This is a genomic window from Streptacidiphilus alkalitolerans, assembly GCF_042511045.1.
GTDB lineage: Bacteria > Actinomycetota > Actinomycetes > Streptomycetales > Streptomycetaceae > Streptacidiphilus > Streptacidiphilus alkalitolerans.
In genome coordinates, this window is record NZ_JBHEZX010000007.1 from 242,188 (window position 1) to 258,670 (window position 16,483).

The 16,483-nt window shown below is 72.9% G+C and carries 15 protein-coding genes; 14 read left to right on the top strand and 1 reads right to left on the bottom strand.

All coding sequences use genetic code 11. The annotated features are described in order from the left end of the window. Positions 1-63 precede the first annotated feature (63 nt). From ACEZDG_RS18420 to ACEZDG_RS18445, 6 genes are all read left to right on the top strand, one after another. A complete protein-coding gene (locus ACEZDG_RS18420) occupies positions 64-1,080 on the top strand; it encodes a transporter substrate-binding domain-containing protein (protein WP_380510480.1) in 1,017 nt (338 codons plus the stop codon). Positions 1,081-1,099: 19 nt separating this feature from the next. Continuing rightward, positions 1,100-2,134 carry an amino acid ABC transporter permease gene (locus ACEZDG_RS18425; RefSeq protein WP_380510483.1) on the top strand — a complete coding sequence of 345 codons (1,035 nt, stop codon included), beginning with the start codon at positions 1,100-1,102 and terminating at the stop codon, positions 2,132-2,134. Continuing rightward, positions 2,131-2,916, top strand: a complete 786-nt coding sequence (locus ACEZDG_RS18430; RefSeq protein WP_380510486.1) for an amino acid ABC transporter ATP-binding protein — start codon at positions 2,131-2,133, stop codon at positions 2,914-2,916. Before ACEZDG_RS18425 ends, ACEZDG_RS18430 begins: the two co-directional genes overlap by 4 nt. A gap of 33 nt (positions 2,917-2,949) precedes the next feature. Continuing rightward, positions 2,950-3,981, top strand: a complete 1,032-nt coding sequence (locus ACEZDG_RS18435; RefSeq protein WP_380510489.1) for a transporter substrate-binding domain-containing protein — start codon at positions 2,950-2,952, stop codon at positions 3,979-3,981. A 64-nt stretch (positions 3,982-4,045) separates the two neighbouring features. Beyond that, positions 4,046-5,176 (top strand): FAD-dependent oxidoreductase, encoded by a 1,131-nt coding sequence (locus ACEZDG_RS18440; RefSeq protein ID WP_380510492.1) that lies wholly within the window; start codon positions 4,046-4,048, stop codon positions 5,174-5,176. Next, positions 5,173-6,279 (top strand): LLM class flavin-dependent oxidoreductase, encoded by a 1,107-nt coding sequence (locus ACEZDG_RS18445; protein ID WP_380510495.1) that lies wholly within the window; start codon positions 5,173-5,175, stop codon positions 6,277-6,279. The genes ACEZDG_RS18440 and ACEZDG_RS18445 overlap by 4 nt, the downstream gene beginning before the upstream one ends. On the opposite strand, the gene ACEZDG_RS18450 is transcribed toward ACEZDG_RS18445, so the two are convergent. After that, positions 6,222-7,106 carry a helix-turn-helix domain-containing protein gene (locus ACEZDG_RS18450; protein ID WP_380510498.1) on the bottom strand — a complete coding sequence of 295 codons (885 nt, stop codon included), beginning with the start codon at positions 7,104-7,106 and terminating at the stop codon, positions 6,222-6,224. The two genes, ACEZDG_RS18445 and ACEZDG_RS18450, sit on opposite strands and share 58 nt — an antisense overlap. Before the next feature lie 401 nt (positions 7,107-7,507). Between ACEZDG_RS18450 and ACEZDG_RS18455 the strand changes: the two genes are divergently transcribed. The 8 genes from ACEZDG_RS18455 (at position 7,508) to metX (ending at position 16,483) form a co-directional block, all read left to right on the top strand. After that, a complete protein-coding gene (locus tag ACEZDG_RS18455; RefSeq protein ID WP_380510501.1) occupies positions 7,508-8,452 on the top strand; it encodes an ABC transporter permease in 945 nt (314 codons plus the stop codon). Further along, positions 8,452-9,282, top strand: a complete 831-nt coding sequence (locus ACEZDG_RS18460) for an ABC transporter permease (RefSeq protein WP_380510504.1) — start codon at positions 8,452-8,454, stop codon at positions 9,280-9,282. Before ACEZDG_RS18455 ends, ACEZDG_RS18460 begins: the two co-directional genes overlap by 1 nt. Then, positions 9,279-10,073, top strand: coding sequence for an ABC transporter ATP-binding protein (locus tag ACEZDG_RS18465; protein WP_380510507.1), 795 nt, complete (start codon positions 9,279-9,281; stop codon positions 10,071-10,073). The genes ACEZDG_RS18460 and ACEZDG_RS18465 overlap by 4 nt, the downstream gene beginning before the upstream one ends. Continuing rightward, positions 10,070-10,816 carry an ABC transporter ATP-binding protein gene (locus ACEZDG_RS18470; protein WP_380510510.1) on the top strand — a complete coding sequence of 249 codons (747 nt, stop codon included), beginning with the start codon at positions 10,070-10,072 and terminating at the stop codon, positions 10,814-10,816. Before ACEZDG_RS18465 ends, ACEZDG_RS18470 begins: the two co-directional genes overlap by 4 nt. 192 nt (positions 10,817-11,008) lie before the next feature. Further along, positions 11,009-12,622: an ABC transporter substrate-binding protein gene (locus tag ACEZDG_RS18475; protein ID WP_380510512.1), complete on the top strand. Its 1,614-nt coding sequence runs from the start codon at positions 11,009-11,011 to the stop codon at positions 12,620-12,622. A gap of 56 nt (positions 12,623-12,678) precedes the next feature. Beyond that, a complete protein-coding gene (locus ACEZDG_RS18480) occupies positions 12,679-13,683 on the top strand; it encodes an LLM class F420-dependent oxidoreductase (RefSeq protein WP_380510515.1) in 1,005 nt (334 codons plus the stop codon). Positions 13,684-13,964: 281 nt separating this feature from the next. Then, complete coding sequence (locus tag ACEZDG_RS18485) at positions 13,965-15,323, top strand: bifunctional o-acetylhomoserine/o-acetylserine sulfhydrylase (RefSeq protein ID WP_380510518.1); 1,359 nt, start codon at positions 13,965-13,967, stop codon at positions 15,321-15,323. After that, positions 15,320-16,483, top strand: coding sequence for a homoserine O-acetyltransferase MetX (gene metX, locus ACEZDG_RS18490; RefSeq protein WP_380510521.1), 1,164 nt, complete (start codon positions 15,320-15,322; stop codon positions 16,481-16,483). Before ACEZDG_RS18485 ends, metX begins: the two co-directional genes overlap by 4 nt.

The window sequence follows — 16,483 nt, forward strand, 5'->3', positions numbered from 1 at the left end:
TCGTCAACTCACCCCTCTCCTTACCACCCCCATGCCGTTTCACCCTCCCCGAAAGGAACTTCCGTGACGACCGACGGACGCCCCGCCCGCCACGGCCACCGCTCGCGTACGGCTGCAGCCGCGCTTGCCGCCACCGCCGCTCTGGCTCTGCTCACCGCCTGCGGATCCAGCTCCGGCACGGCTGTCACCCCCGCCGCCGGCGGCGGCCCGACCGGCGCCTCGACGTCGAGTGCCCCGGCCCAGGCGGCGTCCACGGCGCTGCCGACCGAGGACGTGGTGTCCTCGATCCAGGCCGACCCGGCGCTGAAGGCCGAGCTGCCCGCGGCGGTACGGAGCCGCGGCTCGCTGATCCTCGGCACCAGCCAGGTGGTCGGCAGCTCCAACCTGCCGCACGGCGGCCAGGACGCGAGCGGCAAGACGGTCGGCCTCGACATCGACCTGCGCGACGCCGTCGCCAAGGTGCTGGGGGTCAGCTGGGACGTGCAGTACGGCACCTTCCCCACCGTCATCCCCGGTGTGCAGAACGGCAAGTACGACGTGGGCCAGGACAACTTCGGCGCCACCGCCGCCCGGGAGAAGGTGGTCGACTTCGCCACCTACCTCAACGACGGCCAGTCCTTCCTCGGCTCCAAGGACGTCAAGGCCGACAGCGTGACCGACCTCACCGGCCTGTGCGGCTACAACGTGGCGACCAGCCCGGGCTCCACCTTCCAGCAGATCCTGACCGACGGCGCCGGCAAGTGCGCCGCGGCCGGCAAGAGCCCCTACAAGGTGCAGTACTTCGCCGACACCGCGCCCATCTTCCTGGGCCTGGCCAACGGCAAGGTGGACATCTTCTTCGGCCCGACCCTGAGCCTGAAGTACGACTCCACCCACATCGCCGGCACCAAGTACCTGGGCCAGATCAGCTCCACCCCGGTCGGCTTCGTCACCGGGAAGAACTCGCCGATCTCCAAGGCGCTCAGCGACGCCGTCAACAAGCTCATCGCCGACGGGGACTACGCGAAGATCTTCGCCAAGTGGGGCGTTCCGGGCATCGGCCTCACCACCTCCGTCGTCAACCCGCCCACCACCTTCTGATCCGGCAGGAGTCGAACCGATGACAGAACCGCCCCTTCCCGCGGTCTCGACCGCGGAGAGACCGCCGGAGGACGCCGTACCGGGCGCTGCCTCCGCCCCGGCCGCCCCGTCGTCCGGGCCGTCCGAGTCGCAGCGCTCGCTCGCCGCGCAGCGGGTCATCCCGCTGCGGCACCCGGGCCGCTGGATCGCCACCCTGGTCGCGCTGGTGCTCGCCGCCCAGTTCGCCCACGGCCTGGTGAGCAACCCCTTCTACCAGTGGGACCGGTTCGGCTACTGGTTCCTGCGGCCGGTGCTGCTGCGCGGTCTGGTGATCACGCTGGAGGTGACCGCGCTGAGCGCGGTGCTCGGCCTGCTCGGCGGGATCGTGCTGGCGGTGTGCCGGCTGTCGAAGAACCCGGTGCTGCGCGGGCTCAGCTGGCTCTACATCTGGCTGTTCCGCTCGATCCCGCTGATCGTGATCCTGCTGATCCTGTTCAACTTCGGTGCGCTGTACCGGACGTTGAGCCTGGGTGTGCCGTTCGGCCCGGAGTTCTTCCGCTTCGACGAGTCCAAGCTGGCCGGCGAGCTGGTGGTGGCCACGGTCGGGCTGAGCCTGAGCGAGGCGGCCTACGCCGCCGAGGTGGTGCGCTCCGGGGTGCTGTCGGTGGACCAGGGCCAGCACGAGGCCGCCGCCGCACTGGGGCTGCCGAAGGGCTACCAGTTCCGCCGGATCGTGCTGCCGCAGGCGCTGCGCGCCATCGTCCCCACCTATGTCAACCAGCTGATCGGGCTGATCAAGGGCACCTCGCTGGTGTTCTACGTCTCGCTGCTCGACCTGTTCGGCGAGGTGGAGACGATGGGCAGCACCTACCCCGGCGACGTGGTGCCGCTGCTGCTGGTGGCCACCATCTGGTACGTGATCCTGACCAGCCTGGTGTCGATCGTGCAGTTCTACGTGGAGCGCTACTACTCCCGCGGAGCGCTGCGCACGATTCCGCCGACGCCCGTCCAGCGCCTGCGGGCCGGCCTGCGCCGGCTGCGCGAGCGCGCCGACCTCGGAACGGTGACCGGATGACCACACCCACCCTCACGACCACCGCCGCCGCGGTGGAGGTCCACGGCGCGCACAAGTGGTACGGCGCGCACCGGGTGCTCGACGGGGTCGACCTGACCGTGCAGCCCGGCCAGGTCGCGGTGATCCTCGGCCCGTCCGGCTCGGGCAAGTCGACCCTGCTGCGGGCGATCAACCACCTGGAGAAGCTGGACGTCGGACACGTCAGCATCAACGGCGAGCTGATCGGGGTGCGCCGGCACGGCGAGCGGCTCAAGGAGCTGAGCGAGCGGGCGATCCTGGCCCAGCGCAGCGGGATCGGCTTTGTGTTCCAGCAGTTCAACCTGTTCCCGCACCTGACCGCGATCGACAATGTGGCCGCCGCCCCGGTGGCCACCGGCCGGGCCGGCAAGGACGAGGCCCGGGCCCAGGCCCGGGAGCTGCTGGAACGGGTGGGGCTCGGCGACAAGGCCGACGCCTACCCGCGCCAGCTGTCCGGCGGCCAGCAGCAGCGGGTGGCCATCGCCCGGGCGCTGGCGCTGCGGCCCGGCGTGATCCTCTTCGACGAACCGACCTCCGCGCTCGACCCGGAGCTGGTCGGCGAGGTGCTGTCGGCCATCAAGGACCTGGCCAGCAGCGGCACCACCCTGATCGTGGTCACCCACGAGATCGGCTTCGCCCGTGAGGTCGCCGACCTCGTCGTCTTCCTCGACGGCGGAAGGATCGTCGAGCAGGGCACCCCCGCGGAGGTGCTGGACAATCCCCGGCACCCGCGTACCAGGGAGTTCCTGAGCAAGGTGCTCTGACTTTCACTGTTAAACCACCAGAGGAGAAGAACCATGTCCAGTTCCGCCTTCAGACGTGCCCGTCTCATCCCGCTGAGCGCCGCTCTGATAGCCCTGGCCGGCGGCCTGTCCGCCTGCGCCAGCAGCAGCGACTCCAAGACCACCCCCGCCGCGGCCGGGGCACCCGCCGGAAGCACCACCGTCGCCGTCGGCGCCCTGTCCAACGGCTCGGCGACCCCGGTGAGCATCACCGTGGCCCAGGTCGCCTCGATCCGGGCCGAGCTGCCCGCCGACGTGGTCAAGAGCGGTGAGCTGACCATCGGGCTCGGGCTGCTGCCCTCGGGCTCCCCGCCGCTGGGCTTCGTCGGCACCGACCAGAAGACCCTGACCGGCTCCGAACCCGACCTCGGCCGCCTGGTCGCCGCGGTCTTCGGACTGAAGCCGGTGATCAACAACGCGACCTGGGACAACCTGTTCGTGGGCCTCGACAGCGGCAAGAACGACCTGGGGTTCTCCAACATCACCGACACCGAGCAGCGCAAGACGAAGTACGATTTCGCCAGTTACCGACAGGACAACCTCGGCTTCGAGGCTCCGAAGAGCAGCACCTGGACCTTCACCGGCGACTACCACGTACTGGCCGGGAAGACCATCTCGGTGGGCGCGGGCACCAACCAGGAGAAGATCCTGCTGAAGTGGCAGAGCCAGCTCCAGGCCGAGGGCAAGAAGCTGACGATCAAGTACTTCCAGGACAACAACTCCGCCTACCTGGCCCTGGCCTCGGGGAAGATCGACGCCAACTTCGGCCCCAACCCCGGTGTCGTGTACCACGTCACGCAGACCGCGAAGACCCCCAACCCGACCCGCGACGCGGGTACGTTCTCCGGTGCCGGGGCCTCTCTGCAGGGGCTGATCGCGGCCACCACCAAGAAGGGGGACGGGCTGGCCCAGCCGACCGCGGACGCCATCAACTACCTGATCAAGAACGGTGACTACGCCAAGTGGCTGGCCGCCTGGAACCTCACCAACGAGGGGGTGACCAGCTCGCTGGTCAACCCGCCCGGACTGCCGCTGACCAACTCCTGACGGAGCGGCTCCGACCCCGCCGCCCGCCACGGCCACCATCCATGCGAAGAGGAGAACCACCGTCATGGCACATGTCGTCGTGGTGGGCGGCGGGGTCATGGGCTCCGCCGCCGCCTGGGAGCTCGCCTCCCGGGGCTTTGCCGTCACCCTGCTGGAGCGGTTCGCCCCCGGCCACACCGAGGGCAGCTCGCACGGCAGTTCACGGATCTTCCGGCTCGCCTACGCCGACCCCTTCTACGTCTCGCTGGCCGCCCGGGCGCTCCCGCTCTGGCGTCAGGTCGAGGAGGAGTCGGGCCAGGCGGTGCTGGAGCTGACCGGCGCGGTCGACCACGGCCCGCCGGAGGCGATCGACGCGCTCTACGCCGAGCTGCGCATCGCCGGCCACGCGGCCTGGGTGCTCACCCCGGAGCAGGCCGGGGAGCGCTGGCCCGGCCTGCGCTTCGACAGCAGCGTGCTCTTCCACGCCGCGGCCGGACGGGTGCACGCCGACCGCGCCGTGACCGCCTTCCAGCAGGCCGCCGCGGCCAGGGGCGCGGTGGTCCGGCACGGGGTGCGGGTGGAGAAGCTGCTCCGGCACGGCACCGACCGGGTCGAGGTGGTCACCGCCGACGGCGAGGTGCTGTCCGCGGACGCCGCGGTGGTCGCGGTCGGCGGCTGGGCCCCCGGCCTGGCGGCGCAGACCGTCGCCGGGATCCCGCCGCTGCGGGTCACCCAGGAGCAGCCGGTGCACTTCCCCGCCCGGCCCACCGCTCCTGACGCCCTGGTCTGGCCCAGCTTCATCCACCACCCGGGCGCGCGACTGACCGACCCCGCCGGGGTGTACGGACTGGGCAGCGCCGACGGGGTGAAGATCGGCTTTCACGCGGTCGGCCCGACCGTCGACCCGGACCGGCGCGACCGCAGCATCGACCCGGCCGCCCTGCGCCGGGTCCAGGACTACGCCGAGCGGTGGCTCCCCGGCGTCGACAGCACCGCGCCGACGGCCACCACCTGTCTCTACACCATCACCCCCGACCACGACTTCGTGGTGGACCGGGACGGCCCGGTCACCGTGCTGGCCGGATTCTCCGGCCACGGCTTCAAGTTCGCCCCGGCCATCGGCGCACTCGCCGCCGAACTGGTGACGGGCGCGCCCGGCGCCCGCAGATTCGCGCTGGGCCGGGAACGCACACCTGGAGAGGGGACAGAACTGTGACCACCACCAGGCCGGAGACGGCCTTCCACTGGTTCCTGCCGACCGGCGGCGACGGTCGCCGACTCGGCGGCTCGGTCCACGGCACCGGCATCGGCGCCACCGGCGGCGGATCCGCCGCCGGCGCCGGGGAGCGTCCGGCCACGCTGGCCTACCTCTCCCAACTCGCGGAAGCCGCGGACGACCTGGGCTACGAGGGAGTGCTCACCCCGACCGGGGCGCACTGCGAGGACGCCTGGATCGTCACGGCGGCGCTGATCGCCAGGACCCGGCGGCTGAAGTTCATGGTGGCCTTCCGCCCCGGCCTGGTCGAACCCGCGCTGGCCGCGCAGACGGCGGCCACCTTCCAGCGGCTGTCCGGGGGCCGCTTGCTGCTCAATGTGGTGGCCGGCGGCAGCGACGCCGAACAGCGCGGCTACGGCGACCAGTTGGGACACGACGAGCGCTACGCCAGGGCCGAGGAGTTCCTCGACGTGGTCCGGGCCTCCTGGACCGGCGAGTCCTTCGACTACCACGGCAAGCACTACCAGCTGGACGGCGCCCAGCTGCGCCGTCCGCCGGAACCGGCCCCCCGGGTCTACTTCGGCGGCTCCTCCGACCCGGCCCTCGACCTGGCCGCCCGGCACGCCGACACCTATCTGACCTGGGGCGAACCCGCCCCGCTGGTGGCCGAGAAGATCGCCGGGGTCCGCGCGAAGGCCGAGCAGCAGGGCCGCACCCTGCGGTTCGGGCTGCGGATCCACGTGGTCAGCCGGGACACCTCGGCCCAGGCCTGGCAGGCCGCCGAGGCACTGATCGCGGGCCTGGACGACGCCGAGATCGCCGCCGGGCAGCAGCGGCTGCAGGCACTGGAGTCGGTGGGCCAGCGCCGGATGCTGGAACTCCACGGCGGCTCCCGGGACCGGCTGCTGGTCGCCCCCAACCTCTGGGCCGGGATCGGCCTGGTCCGCGGCGGCGCGGGCACGGCCCTGGTCGGCAGCCACGACGAGGTCGCCGAGCGGATCGACGAGTACCGCGCGGCGGGCGTGGACGAGTTCGTACTCTCCGGCTACCCGCACCTGGAGGAGGCGTACACCTTCGCCGAGTGCGTCCGCCCACTGCTCTGATCCTTCGTCAGTTCGTCCATCCCGGCCCGGTCCTCGGCGGTGACCGGGGTGAACAGCAGGACCAGGGCCGACGGGTCGTCCACCGGGCGGAACGAGGACAGCGAAAGCCGGATCGGGCCCGGGCCCGCGGGCTCCACGGTGATCGTACGGGCCGTCAGCTCCGCCACCGAGTGGCATCCCCACCAGTGGCGGAGCTCCGGCGCGTCCTCGTCCAGGCGGCGGTAGACCTCGCCGGTGCGGGGAGCGCCGAGGGAGAGGCCGGCCTGGGCCCGGAAGTACTGGAACACGTTCATCGCCAGCGGCTGCCAGTCGTGCAGCACGCTGTGCAGCCGCGGGTCCGCCGCCATCAGCCACAACAGGTTGCGCCGGTCCGCGGGCACCGAGTCCGGTGAGCCCCACAGCGCGCTCCAGGCCGCGTTCCAGCTGAGCAGGTCGAAGCTCCGGTCCACCAGGACCGCCGGGCTGGTCGGCCAGGAGTCGAGCACCGGCTGCACGGCGTCGGCGAGCCGGGCGGTCGGCCCGTCCTCGGACGGCCCGACCGGCTCGTGGAACCCGGCCAGCCGCAGGGCGTGCCGCTGGGCGGCCGGGTCCAGCCGCAGCGCCCGCGCCACCGCCTCCAGCACCTGCCGGGAGGCGGTCACCCGGCCCTGCTCCAGCCAGGTGTACCAGGCCAGGCCCACGCCGGAGAGCGAGGCCACCTCCTCCCGGCGCAGGCCCGGCGTGCGCCGCCGGGCGGTGGCCACGAGGCCCACATCGGCGGGCTTGAGCAACTCCCGATGCGCCCGCAGAAACGCGCCGAGCTCCGGCCCGGCAAGGGGAGTTGGCATGACGCGAAGCCCTTCGGTGGACGGGGAGGAACGGGGCGGGGGAGCGGCCGGTGTGGGAGGCAGGGCACGGAGGGGCGGCTCTGCGTCCGCTGCAGGCGGAACGGCGTCAAGCTGACCCGGTCGCCCTGCCGCCGTCTCCGCGAGCCCGCTGCTCGCCTGCGGCGCGAAAGCTGGCCGCAGGTCCGCGGGGGGAGCCGCTGCCGCGGCACGTGCGTGCGGGTGAGCGTAGTTGGGCGTTTCGACGCAGGTCAAGGGCGCCACCGCGCTGATCCTATGACCGCTGCTACCCGCATGAACGCCTGACTGGCTACCGTCGGCCCGCCTCTGCGACCTTCATGGCATCCACCCCGTCCCGCCCCGTCCGGAAGGACTCCCATGCCCGCCCTCGGAGACACTCCGCGATGAGACGGTTTCTGCTGCGGCGACTGCTGCTCGCCGTGCCCACCCTGCTCGGGGTGACCGTCGTGGTCTTCGCCACCGTGGCCCTCGTGCCGGGCGACCCGGTGGGCAACTTCCTCGGGCCGGGCGCACCGCCCGCCGCCCGCGCGGCGCTGACCCGGCGGCTCGGCCTCGACCGGCCGCTGCCGGTCCGCTACGCGGTCTGGCTGTGGCACGCGCTCCGGGGCGACCTGGGGACCTCCATCTCCGCCCAGCGCCCGGTGTCCGACCTGCTGCTGCCCGCCTTCGGCCAGACCCTGCTGCTGGCAGCCTGCGCCTTCCTGCTGGTCCTGGTCGGCGGGGTGCTGCTCGGCGGCCTCGGCGCGGTCCGCCCGCAGGGCCCGGCCGGCCGGCTCTCCGGCGCGCTCAGCACCCTCGCGGTGTCGGCCCCGCAGTACTCGGTGTCGCTGCTGCTGATCGCCGTGTTCTCGGTCCAGCTGCGCTGGCTGCCGGCCGGTGGCACCCAGGACGCCTTCGGCAGCGGCGGGACCGCCGATCTGCTGCGCCATCTGCTGCTGCCCGCGGTCGCCGCCGCGGTGGTGCCGCTCGGGCTGACCGCCCGGGTGTTCCGCGCCGCGCTGGCCTCGGTGCTGTCCGGCGAGCTGGCCGAGAGCCTGCGGGCCCGCGGCCTGAGCCGGGCGGCGGTGCTGCGGCACTGCCTGCACAACGCCTCGCCCGCCCTGCTCACCATCGGCGGCCTGCAACTCGCCTACCTGCTGGAGGGAGTGGTGTTCGTGGAGACGCTGTTCTCCTGGCCCGGCGTCGGGCAGCTGCTCTACCACGCGCTGTCCGCCCGCGACCTGCCGGTGATCGAGGGCGGGGTGCTGCTGGTGGCGACCGCCTTCGTCGGCATCAACATCCTGGTCGACACCGCCCACGCCGCCATCGACCCACGGGTGCGGAACTGATGACACCCACCGTCCCGGGATCCGCGCTGCTGCGCCGTCAGATCGGGCTCGCCGTCCCGCTGGCGCTCGCGGTGCTGCTGGTCGGGCTGGCGCTGGCCGCGCCGCTGCTCGCCCGCTACGGCCCGACCACGGGCACGCTGCAGGCCCGGCTGCTGGACCCGGGCAGCCCGGGCCACCCGCTGGGCACCGACGGCCAGGGCCGGGACCTGCTCAGCCGGCTGATCTGGGGCGCCCGCCCCTCGCTGATCGGCGGCTTCGCCCCGGTGGCGATCGCCGCGGTGCTCGGCAGCGCGCTGGGCATCACCGCCGGACTCGGCGGCCGGGCCACCGAACAGGCCCTGCTGCGCTCGCTGGACGTGCTCTACGCCTTCCCCGGCATCCTGCTGGCGCTGGCGGTGGCCGCGATGCTCAGCAACGGACTCGGCGCGGTGGTGCTCTCGCTGTCGGTGGTGCTCACCCCGGCGGTGGCCCGGGTGGTCTTCACCGAGGTGCGCCGGATCCGCAGCGCCGAGTACTTGGAGGCCGCCCGGGTGAGCGGCGCCGGGCGGGTCGCCGTCGCGGTCCGCCAGGTGGTCCCGGTGGTCGCGCCGGTGGTCCTGGTCTACTGCTCCTCGCTGGTCGGCCTGTCCGTCGTCTACGCGGCCGGTCTGTCCTTCCTCGGCCTGGGGGTCAGCCCGCCGACCGCCGAATGGGGCGCGATGCTGGACGAGTTGCGTCCCGCCCTGCTGACCCACCCGGAGGTCGCCGCCGTACCGGCGCTGACGATCCTGGCCGTGTCGGTGGTCTTCAACTCCCTCGGCGAGGCACTGCGCAAGGGGATGCATCGATGAGTGTCCCGCTGCTGCAGGCACATGAATTGACGGTCCGTCACCCGAACCCCGGGGGAACGGTCCTGGCGGCGGACCGGATCTGCCTCTCGCTGGACCCCGGTGACGCGCTGGTGCTGCTCGGCGAGTCCGGCAGCGGCAAGACCACCGTCGCCAGGGCCGTGCTCGGCCTGCCCGGACGATCGGCGCGGGTCACCGGACGGATCCTGTTCGACGGCACCGACCTGCTCGGCCTGGACGAACGCGCGCTGTCGCGGATCCGGGGCCGCCGGATCGGCTATGTGCCGCAGGATCCCACCGCCTCGCTCGATCCGCTGCGCCGCATCGGGCCGCAGCTGACCGAGCTGCTGCGCCGGCACGGCAGCGCGGACGGTCGGCGGGCCGCCCGCGCCGCCGTGCCGGGCCTACTGGAGTCCGTCGGCGTCCCGGATCCGGACCGGGTGGCCCGGAGCTTTCCGCATGAGCTGTCGGGCGGGCTGCGGCAGCGGGCCGCGATCGCCCTGGCGATCAGTTGCGGGCCGGAGCTGCTGGTCGCCGACGAGCCGACCACCGCGCTCGACGCGCTGGTCCAGGCGCAGGTGCTGGAACTGCTGGCCCGGCTGCGACGCGAGCGGGGCATCGCCCTGCTGCTGGTCACCCACGACCTCGGCGTCGCCCGCAGGACCGGCGGGCGGATCGCGGTGATGCAGGACGGACGGATCGTCGAGACCGGTCCGGCCGAGCGACTGCTCTCCGCCCCCGGCCACCCGTTCACCGCCGCGCTGGTGGCCGCACAACCGGGAGCCCGCCGATGACCGTACCTCTGCTCTCGCTGGAGCAGGTGACCAAGATCTACCCCGGCGGGGTCACCGCCCTGGACCGGGTCAGCCTGCGGGTGGACCCCGGACGCACCACTGGCCTGGTGGGGGAGTCGGGCTCGGGCAAGTCGACGCTGGCCCGGCTGGCCCTCGGGCTGATCGCCCCCGACTCCGGTACGGTCCGCTTCGACGGCCAGGACCCGCACCGGCTGCGGGGCCGCGCGGCCCGGGGCACCCGGGCCCGGCTGCAATTCGTCCCGCAGCACCCGCGCGGCTCGCTCAACCCCGCCCTGCGGGCCGGAGCCGCGGTCTCCCTCGCGCTCGCCGCCCAGGGCGTCCCGCGGCGGGAGCGGGCCGAGCGGACGGCGGCGCTGTTCGGGCAGGTCGGGCTGGATCCCGGGCTGGCCCGCCGCTATCCGCGCGAGCTGTCCGGCGGCCAGGTGCAGCGGGTGGCCATCGCCCGGGCCCTGGCCACCGAACCCGACCTGGTGGTCTGCGACGAGCCCACCTCCGCGCTGGACCGGAGCGCCCAGGCCCGGATGCTCGACCTGCTGACGGAGCTTCAGCAGGACAGCGACCTGGCCTATCTGTTCATCTCCCACGATCTGGCCGTGGTCCGGCACCTCGCCGACCAGGTGTCCGTGCTGCGCCACGGCCGGGTCGTGGAGCACGGGCCGGCCGCCCGGCTCTGGGACGAACCGGCCCACCCCTACACCCGAGCACTGCTAGGGGGTGTCTGACGGATCTCCGCGGCGTCGCGTCGCCCGGCACGCACGCTCGCCGCGTTGCCGAACCGCCCTGGTAGCTCCGCTACAAGGGCGCTCCGCCGCCTTGCGACCGCACGCACCGGACACCGCTCCTTCATCCGCGGATATCCGTCAGACACCCCCTCTCCGCGTCCGTTCCCCCGCACTGAGAACCGAGGAGCCACCATGCCGTACCCCCGCCGTACCCGTGTCCGTTCCAGAGCGGTCGTGCTGACCGCGGCCCTCTGCCTCACTGCCCTCGCCGGCTGCGGCTCCGGCACCGCCCCGACCGGCCCCGCGGCCTCCGGGCGGGGCGGGACGCTGGTGGTCGGCGCGACCGGGACGCTGCCGAACCCCGACACCATCCTCGGCGGGGCCGGCTACGAGGGCACCAGCCTGGTCAGCTTCCAGATCTACGAGGGCCTGACCCGCTACGACCTCTCGGCCACCGACAAGCCCGCGCCAGTCACCACCGCCCTGGCCTCCTCCTGGAGCACCGCTCCGGACGGGAGGACCTGGACCTTCACCCTGCGCAAGGGCGTCACCTTCCAGGACGGCACCCCCTTCGACGCCGACGCCGTCATCTTCAACCTGGACCGCTACTTCAAGAAGGGCAGTCCTTACTACACCGACGCGCTGGGCGCCGCCGCGCAGGAGTACGGCGGCGACATCACCCAGTACCGCAAGCTGGACGCCGACCATGTGGTGCTGGTGACCAAGGCCGTCAACGGGCACTTCACCGACGACCTCACCCATCTGCTGATCGCCGGCCCCACCGCCGTACGGAAGTACGGAAACTCCGGCTTCGCCCAGCACCCGGTCGGCACCGGACCGTTCGCCTTCGCCTCGGAGCAGGGCGACCAGGAGATCGACCTGACCGCCAACAAGAGCTACTGGCGCGGGGCGCCCAAGCTCGACCGGCTGGTGGTCAAGTCCCTGCCCGACCCGGCGGCCCGCACCGCCGCGCTGCGCTCCGGCGACGTCAATCTGATCGACTACCCCAACCCGGACGACATCGACAGCCTGACCTCGGCCGGGGCGGTGGTGGACAGCAACAGCTACGACCACGTCTGGTACTGGATCCTGGACCAGTCCAAGGCCCCCTGGAACGACCTCCGGGTCCGCCGGGCCGCCAACTACGCGATCAACCGGCAGGCCATCGCCGACAACCTGCTGCACGGCACCGCGGGACCGGCCTACCAGGCCGCGCCCAAGGGCACCCTCGCCTACGACCCGGCCGGCAACCTCTACTCCTACGATCCGGCCAAGGCACGGCAGTTGCTCGCCCAGGCCGGTCTCGCACACGGATTCAGCACCACCGTCACGGTGCCCACCGCGGGGTCCGGCAACCTGCTGCCGGTGCCCATCAGCGAGGCGATCCAGCGGGACCTGGCGGCGGTCGGGATCACCGTGAAGATCCGCACCACCGACTGGTCCGGCCTGCTCGGCGCCGAGGCCAAGGGCAAGGTCGCGCTGGGATCGGACGCGCTGGCGCAGTCCACCACGCTGTTCCAGTCCGAGACCCTGCTGCCGCTGTTCCTCGGCAGCGGCAGCCCGTTCTGGACCGGGCACTACTCCGACCCCGCGGTGGACCGGCTGTTCGCGGCGGCCTCGTCCTCGCTGGACCAGGGCACCCGGCAGCGGGACTACACCCGGGCACTGGACCGGGTCACCGAGGACGCGCCCTGGCTCTTCGTGGTCAACGACCGCAACCCGAGGGCGCTCTCGCCCAAGGTCCACGGCTTCGTCCAGCCGCAGTCCTGGTTCCTCGACCTGACCTCGGTCTGGGTCCAGAAGTAGTCCGCCGACCCCGCAAGCAGTCCGCCGACCTGTCGCACAAGAGAACGGGAACCGCCATGACGGCCCTGTCCGACCCGCCGCCCCGCTGGGGACTCACCATCCCGCTCCCGGGACTCACCCTCGACCGGCACCGCTCCCTGGTCGAGCGGCTGCCCGACCTCGGCTACACCGACGTCTGGACCGCCGAGGGCGGCGGCACCGACGCCTTCACCCCGCTGGCCGCGGCGGCGGCCTGGTCGCCGTCGCTGCGGATCGGCACCGGCATCGTCCCGGTGCACACCCGCGGCCCTGCGGTACTCACCCAGACGGCCGCCACACTGGCCCAACTGGCGCCCGGCAGAGTGCTGTTCGGCCTCGGGTCCTCGGTCCCGGCGCATGTCGCCGACATCAACGGGATCCCCTTCGACGAACCCTTCAAGCGCACCAGGGACGTGCTGCGGTTCGTCACCCGGGCGCTGCGCGGGGAACATGTCTCCGGCGACTTCGACACCTTCTCGATCGCCGGCTACCAACTGCCGCACCCGCCGGTGGAACCGGTGAAGGTGATCCTCGGGGCGCTGCGCCCGGGCATGCTCCGGCTGGGCTTCACCGAGGGGGACGGGGCGATCACCAACCTGCTGTTCCCCGAGGACGTGCCGACCGTGCTGGACGCGGTCGGCCCGCAGCCGCCGGGGAAGGAGCTGGTGGTCAAGGTCTTCGTCTGCCCCACCGAGGACACCGGGTACGCGCGCCGGGCCACCCGTCCGTTCCTGGCCTGGATCCTCAACCGGGAGCCCTACCGCAAGTTCCACGAGTGGCTCGGCCACGGCGAACTGCTGCGGGAGTCGCATGAGTTGTGGGCCGCCGGCGATCCCGAGGGCGCGCAGCGGGCGCTGCCGGACGAGGTGGTGGACGGGCTGTTCGTCAGCGGCTCGCCGGAGCAGTGCCGGGAGCGCATCCTGCGCTACCACCGGCCCGGGGTCACCACCGTCCAGCTGTATGTGTCGCTGCCGCCCGAGGTCCTGGCCGACCGCGCCCGGCTGCTGGACACCCTGGCCAGGCTGGGGCCGGCCGCGCGCTGACCCAATTGTCGTGATGCGGCCCGGCCGCCGACCTGGCTGGGCTATCCTCACGCACATGACCGTCCTTGTCAGCCGCCGCCACGTGGACTACGGGCGTAGCACCAGCACCGGGTGTCGTACGCCCCGCTGACTCGACGGCGGATCCGGCCTCCTGGGCCGCCGCACCACTTCCTGTGCGGATCCGCAGTTTTGCCTCAACTCCCTTGACGTGAGCCATCTTTGGCGTACCCGCAGGTCCGTCCTGCGCTGCGTGCCGCCCACCCGTGACTGGAGTCATCCACGTGAGCTCTCCCACCGATTCCACCCCTGCCGACAGCTCCGGCTGGTCCTTCGAGACCAAGCAGGTGCACGCCGGCGCCGTGCCCGACCCGGCCACCGGCGCCCGCGCGGTACCGATCTACCAGACCACCTCCTTCGTCTTCCGCGACACCGCCCACGCGGCCGGGCTGTTCGCGCTGACCGAAGAGGGCAACATCTACACCCGGATCCACAACCCCACCCAGGACGTGCTGGAGCAGCGCATCGCCGCACTGGAGGGCGGCGTGGCCGCGGTGGCGACCGCCTCCGGCCAGGCGGCCGAGACCCTGGCGATCCTGACCCTGGCCGGCGCCGGCGACCACATCGTCTCCAGCACCTCCCTGTACGGCGGCACCTACAACCTGTTCCGGCACACCCTGCCGCGCTTCGGCATCGAGGTGGGCTTCGTCGACGACCCGGACGACCTGGACGCCTGGCGGGCCGCGATCCGGCCGAACACCAAGGCGCTGTTCGCGGAGACCCTGGGCAACCCGCGCGGCAATGTGCTGGACGTGCGCGGGGTCGCCGACGTGGCCCACGCCGCCGGGGTGCCGCTGATCGTGGACAACACCGTGCCCACCCCCTACCTGCTGCGCCCGATCGAGCACGGCGCCGACATCGTGGTGCACTCGGCGACCAAGTTCCTCGGCGGCCACGGCACCGCCATCGCCGGCGCGGTGGTGGACGGCGGCACCTTCGACTACGGGGTGCACGCCGACCGCTTCCCGGACTTCAACGAGCCCGACCCGTCCTACCACGGCCTGCGCTACTGGCCCGACCTGGGCGCCGCGGCGTTCGCGGTGAAACTGCGGGTGCAACTGCTGCGCGACCTCGGCCCGGCCATCGCCCCGCTGAACTCCTTCCTGGTGATCCAGGGCCTGGAGACGCTGTCGCTGCGGATCGAGCGGCACACCGCAAACGCCCAGGCCATCGCCGAGTGGCTGGAGGGCCGGGACGAGGTCACCGCGGTGCACTACCCGGGCCTGCCGTCCAGCCGCTGGTACCAGGCCGGGCAGCGCTACCTGCCGCGCGGCGCGGGCGCGGTGCTGGCGTTCGAACTGCGGGACGGGGTGGAGGCCGGCAAGCGCTTCGTGGACGGGGTGAGCCTGTTCAGCCACCTCGCCAACATCGGCGATGTGCGCAGCCTGATCATCCACCCGGCCTCCACCACCCACAGCCAGCTGGGCGAGGACGAGCTGACCGCGACCGGCGCCACGCCGGGCCTGGTCCGGCTCTCGGTCGGCATCGAGAACCTGGCCGACCTCAAGGCCGACCTGGAGGCCGGCTTCCGCGCCGCCAAGGGCGCCGTGGCCGCCGACTCCGCTCAGGGGACTGACGCTTGACCCTGCCCGCGCACTCGAAGGCCCCGCTGGCGGACGGCGCGCTGCCGCCCGCCACCGGGGCCTGGCAGCAGGGCGATCCGGTCGGACGGCGGCAGTGGGTCGCACCGCAGCGGCCGGTCGCCCTGGAGGCGGGCGGGGTGCTGCCGCAGGTCCGGATCGCCTATGAGACCTGGGGGCGGCTCGCGCCGGACCGCTCCAACGCGGTGCTGGTGCTGCACGCGCTGACCGGCGACAGCCATGTCGCGGGCGGGGTCGAACCGGGGCATCCCACGCCGGGCTGGTGGGACCGGCTGATCGGTCCCGGCCGGGCGGTGGACACCGACCGCTGGTTCGTGGTCGCGCCCAATGTGCTGGGCGGCTGCCAGGGCAGCACCGGTCCGTCCTCGCCCGGTCCCGGCGGCGCCCGTTGGGGCAGCCGCTTCCCGTTTCTGACGGTCCGTGACCAGGTGGACGCCGAGGCGCTGTTGGCCGATTCGCTGGGGATCGACCGCTGGGCCCTGGTGCTCGGCGGCTCGATGGGCGGAATGCGGGCGCTGGAGTGGGCGGTGGGCCGTCCGGACCGGGTCGGCGCGCTGCTGCTGGCGGCCTGCCCCGCGGCCTCCGACGCCGAGCAGATCGGCTGGGCCCACGCCCAACTGGCGGCCATCCGCGCCGATCCGGGCTGGCACGGCGGCGACTACCACGACGCCGGCCCAGGGCACGGGCCGCACCGCGGTCTCGGCACGGCGCGGCGGATCGCGCATCTCACCTACCGCGCCCCGGGCGAACTGCAGACCCGGTTCGGCTCGGCGGCCCAGCCGGGGGAGGACCCCTGGCACGGGGGCCGCTACGCGGTCGGCTCCTATCTGGACCACCACGCGGAGAAGCTGGTGCATCGCTTCGACGCCGGCAGCTATGTGGTGCTGACCGAGGCGATGAACAGCCACGACGTGGGGCGCGGACGCGGCGGCACGGTGGCCGCCCTGCGCCGCGCCACCATGCCCGCGCTGGTCGCCGGAGTGGACTCGGACCGACTCTATCCGCTGCGGTGGCAGCGCCAACTCGCCGACGCGCTCCCGGGCGCCGACCGCCTGCGGGTGGTCGAGTCGCCGTACGGGCACGACGCCTTCCTGATCGAGGTGGAGCAACTCGCACCCCTGGTAGGCCAGTTGCTGGCCTGA

Excerpts from the sequence above, each read along its gene's own strand:
- ACEZDG_RS18435 (WP_380510489.1), top strand. The coding sequence starts at position 2,950 with ATGTCCAGTTCCGCCTTCAGACGTGCCCGTCTCATCCCGCTGAGCGCC.
- ACEZDG_RS18430 (WP_380510486.1), top strand. The coding sequence starts at position 2,131 with ATGACCACACCCACCCTCACGACCACCGCCGCCGCGGTGGAGGTCCAC.
- ACEZDG_RS18475 (WP_380510512.1), top strand. The coding sequence starts at position 11,009 with ATGCCGTACCCCCGCCGTACCCGTGTCCGTTCCAGAGCGGTCGTGCTG.
- ACEZDG_RS18465 (WP_380510507.1), top strand. The coding sequence starts at position 9,279 with ATGAGTGTCCCGCTGCTGCAGGCACATGAATTGACGGTCCGTCACCCG.
- ACEZDG_RS18460 (WP_380510504.1), top strand. The coding sequence starts at position 8,452 with ATGACACCCACCGTCCCGGGATCCGCGCTGCTGCGCCGTCAGATCGGG.
- ACEZDG_RS18470 (WP_380510510.1), top strand. The coding sequence starts at position 10,070 with ATGACCGTACCTCTGCTCTCGCTGGAGCAGGTGACCAAGATCTACCCC.
- ACEZDG_RS18455 (WP_380510501.1), top strand. The coding sequence starts at position 7,508 with ATGAGACGGTTTCTGCTGCGGCGACTGCTGCTCGCCGTGCCCACCCTG.
- ACEZDG_RS18440 (WP_380510492.1), top strand. The coding sequence starts at position 4,046 with ATGGCACATGTCGTCGTGGTGGGCGGCGGGGTCATGGGCTCCGCCGCC.
- ACEZDG_RS18480 (WP_380510515.1), top strand. The coding sequence starts at position 12,679 with ATGACGGCCCTGTCCGACCCGCCGCCCCGCTGGGGACTCACCATCCCG.
- ACEZDG_RS18450 (WP_380510498.1), bottom strand. The coding sequence starts at position 7,106 with ATGCCAACTCCCCTTGCCGGGCCGGAGCTCGGCGCGTTTCTGCGGGCG.
- ACEZDG_RS18425 (WP_380510483.1), top strand. The coding sequence starts at position 1,100 with ATGACAGAACCGCCCCTTCCCGCGGTCTCGACCGCGGAGAGACCGCCG.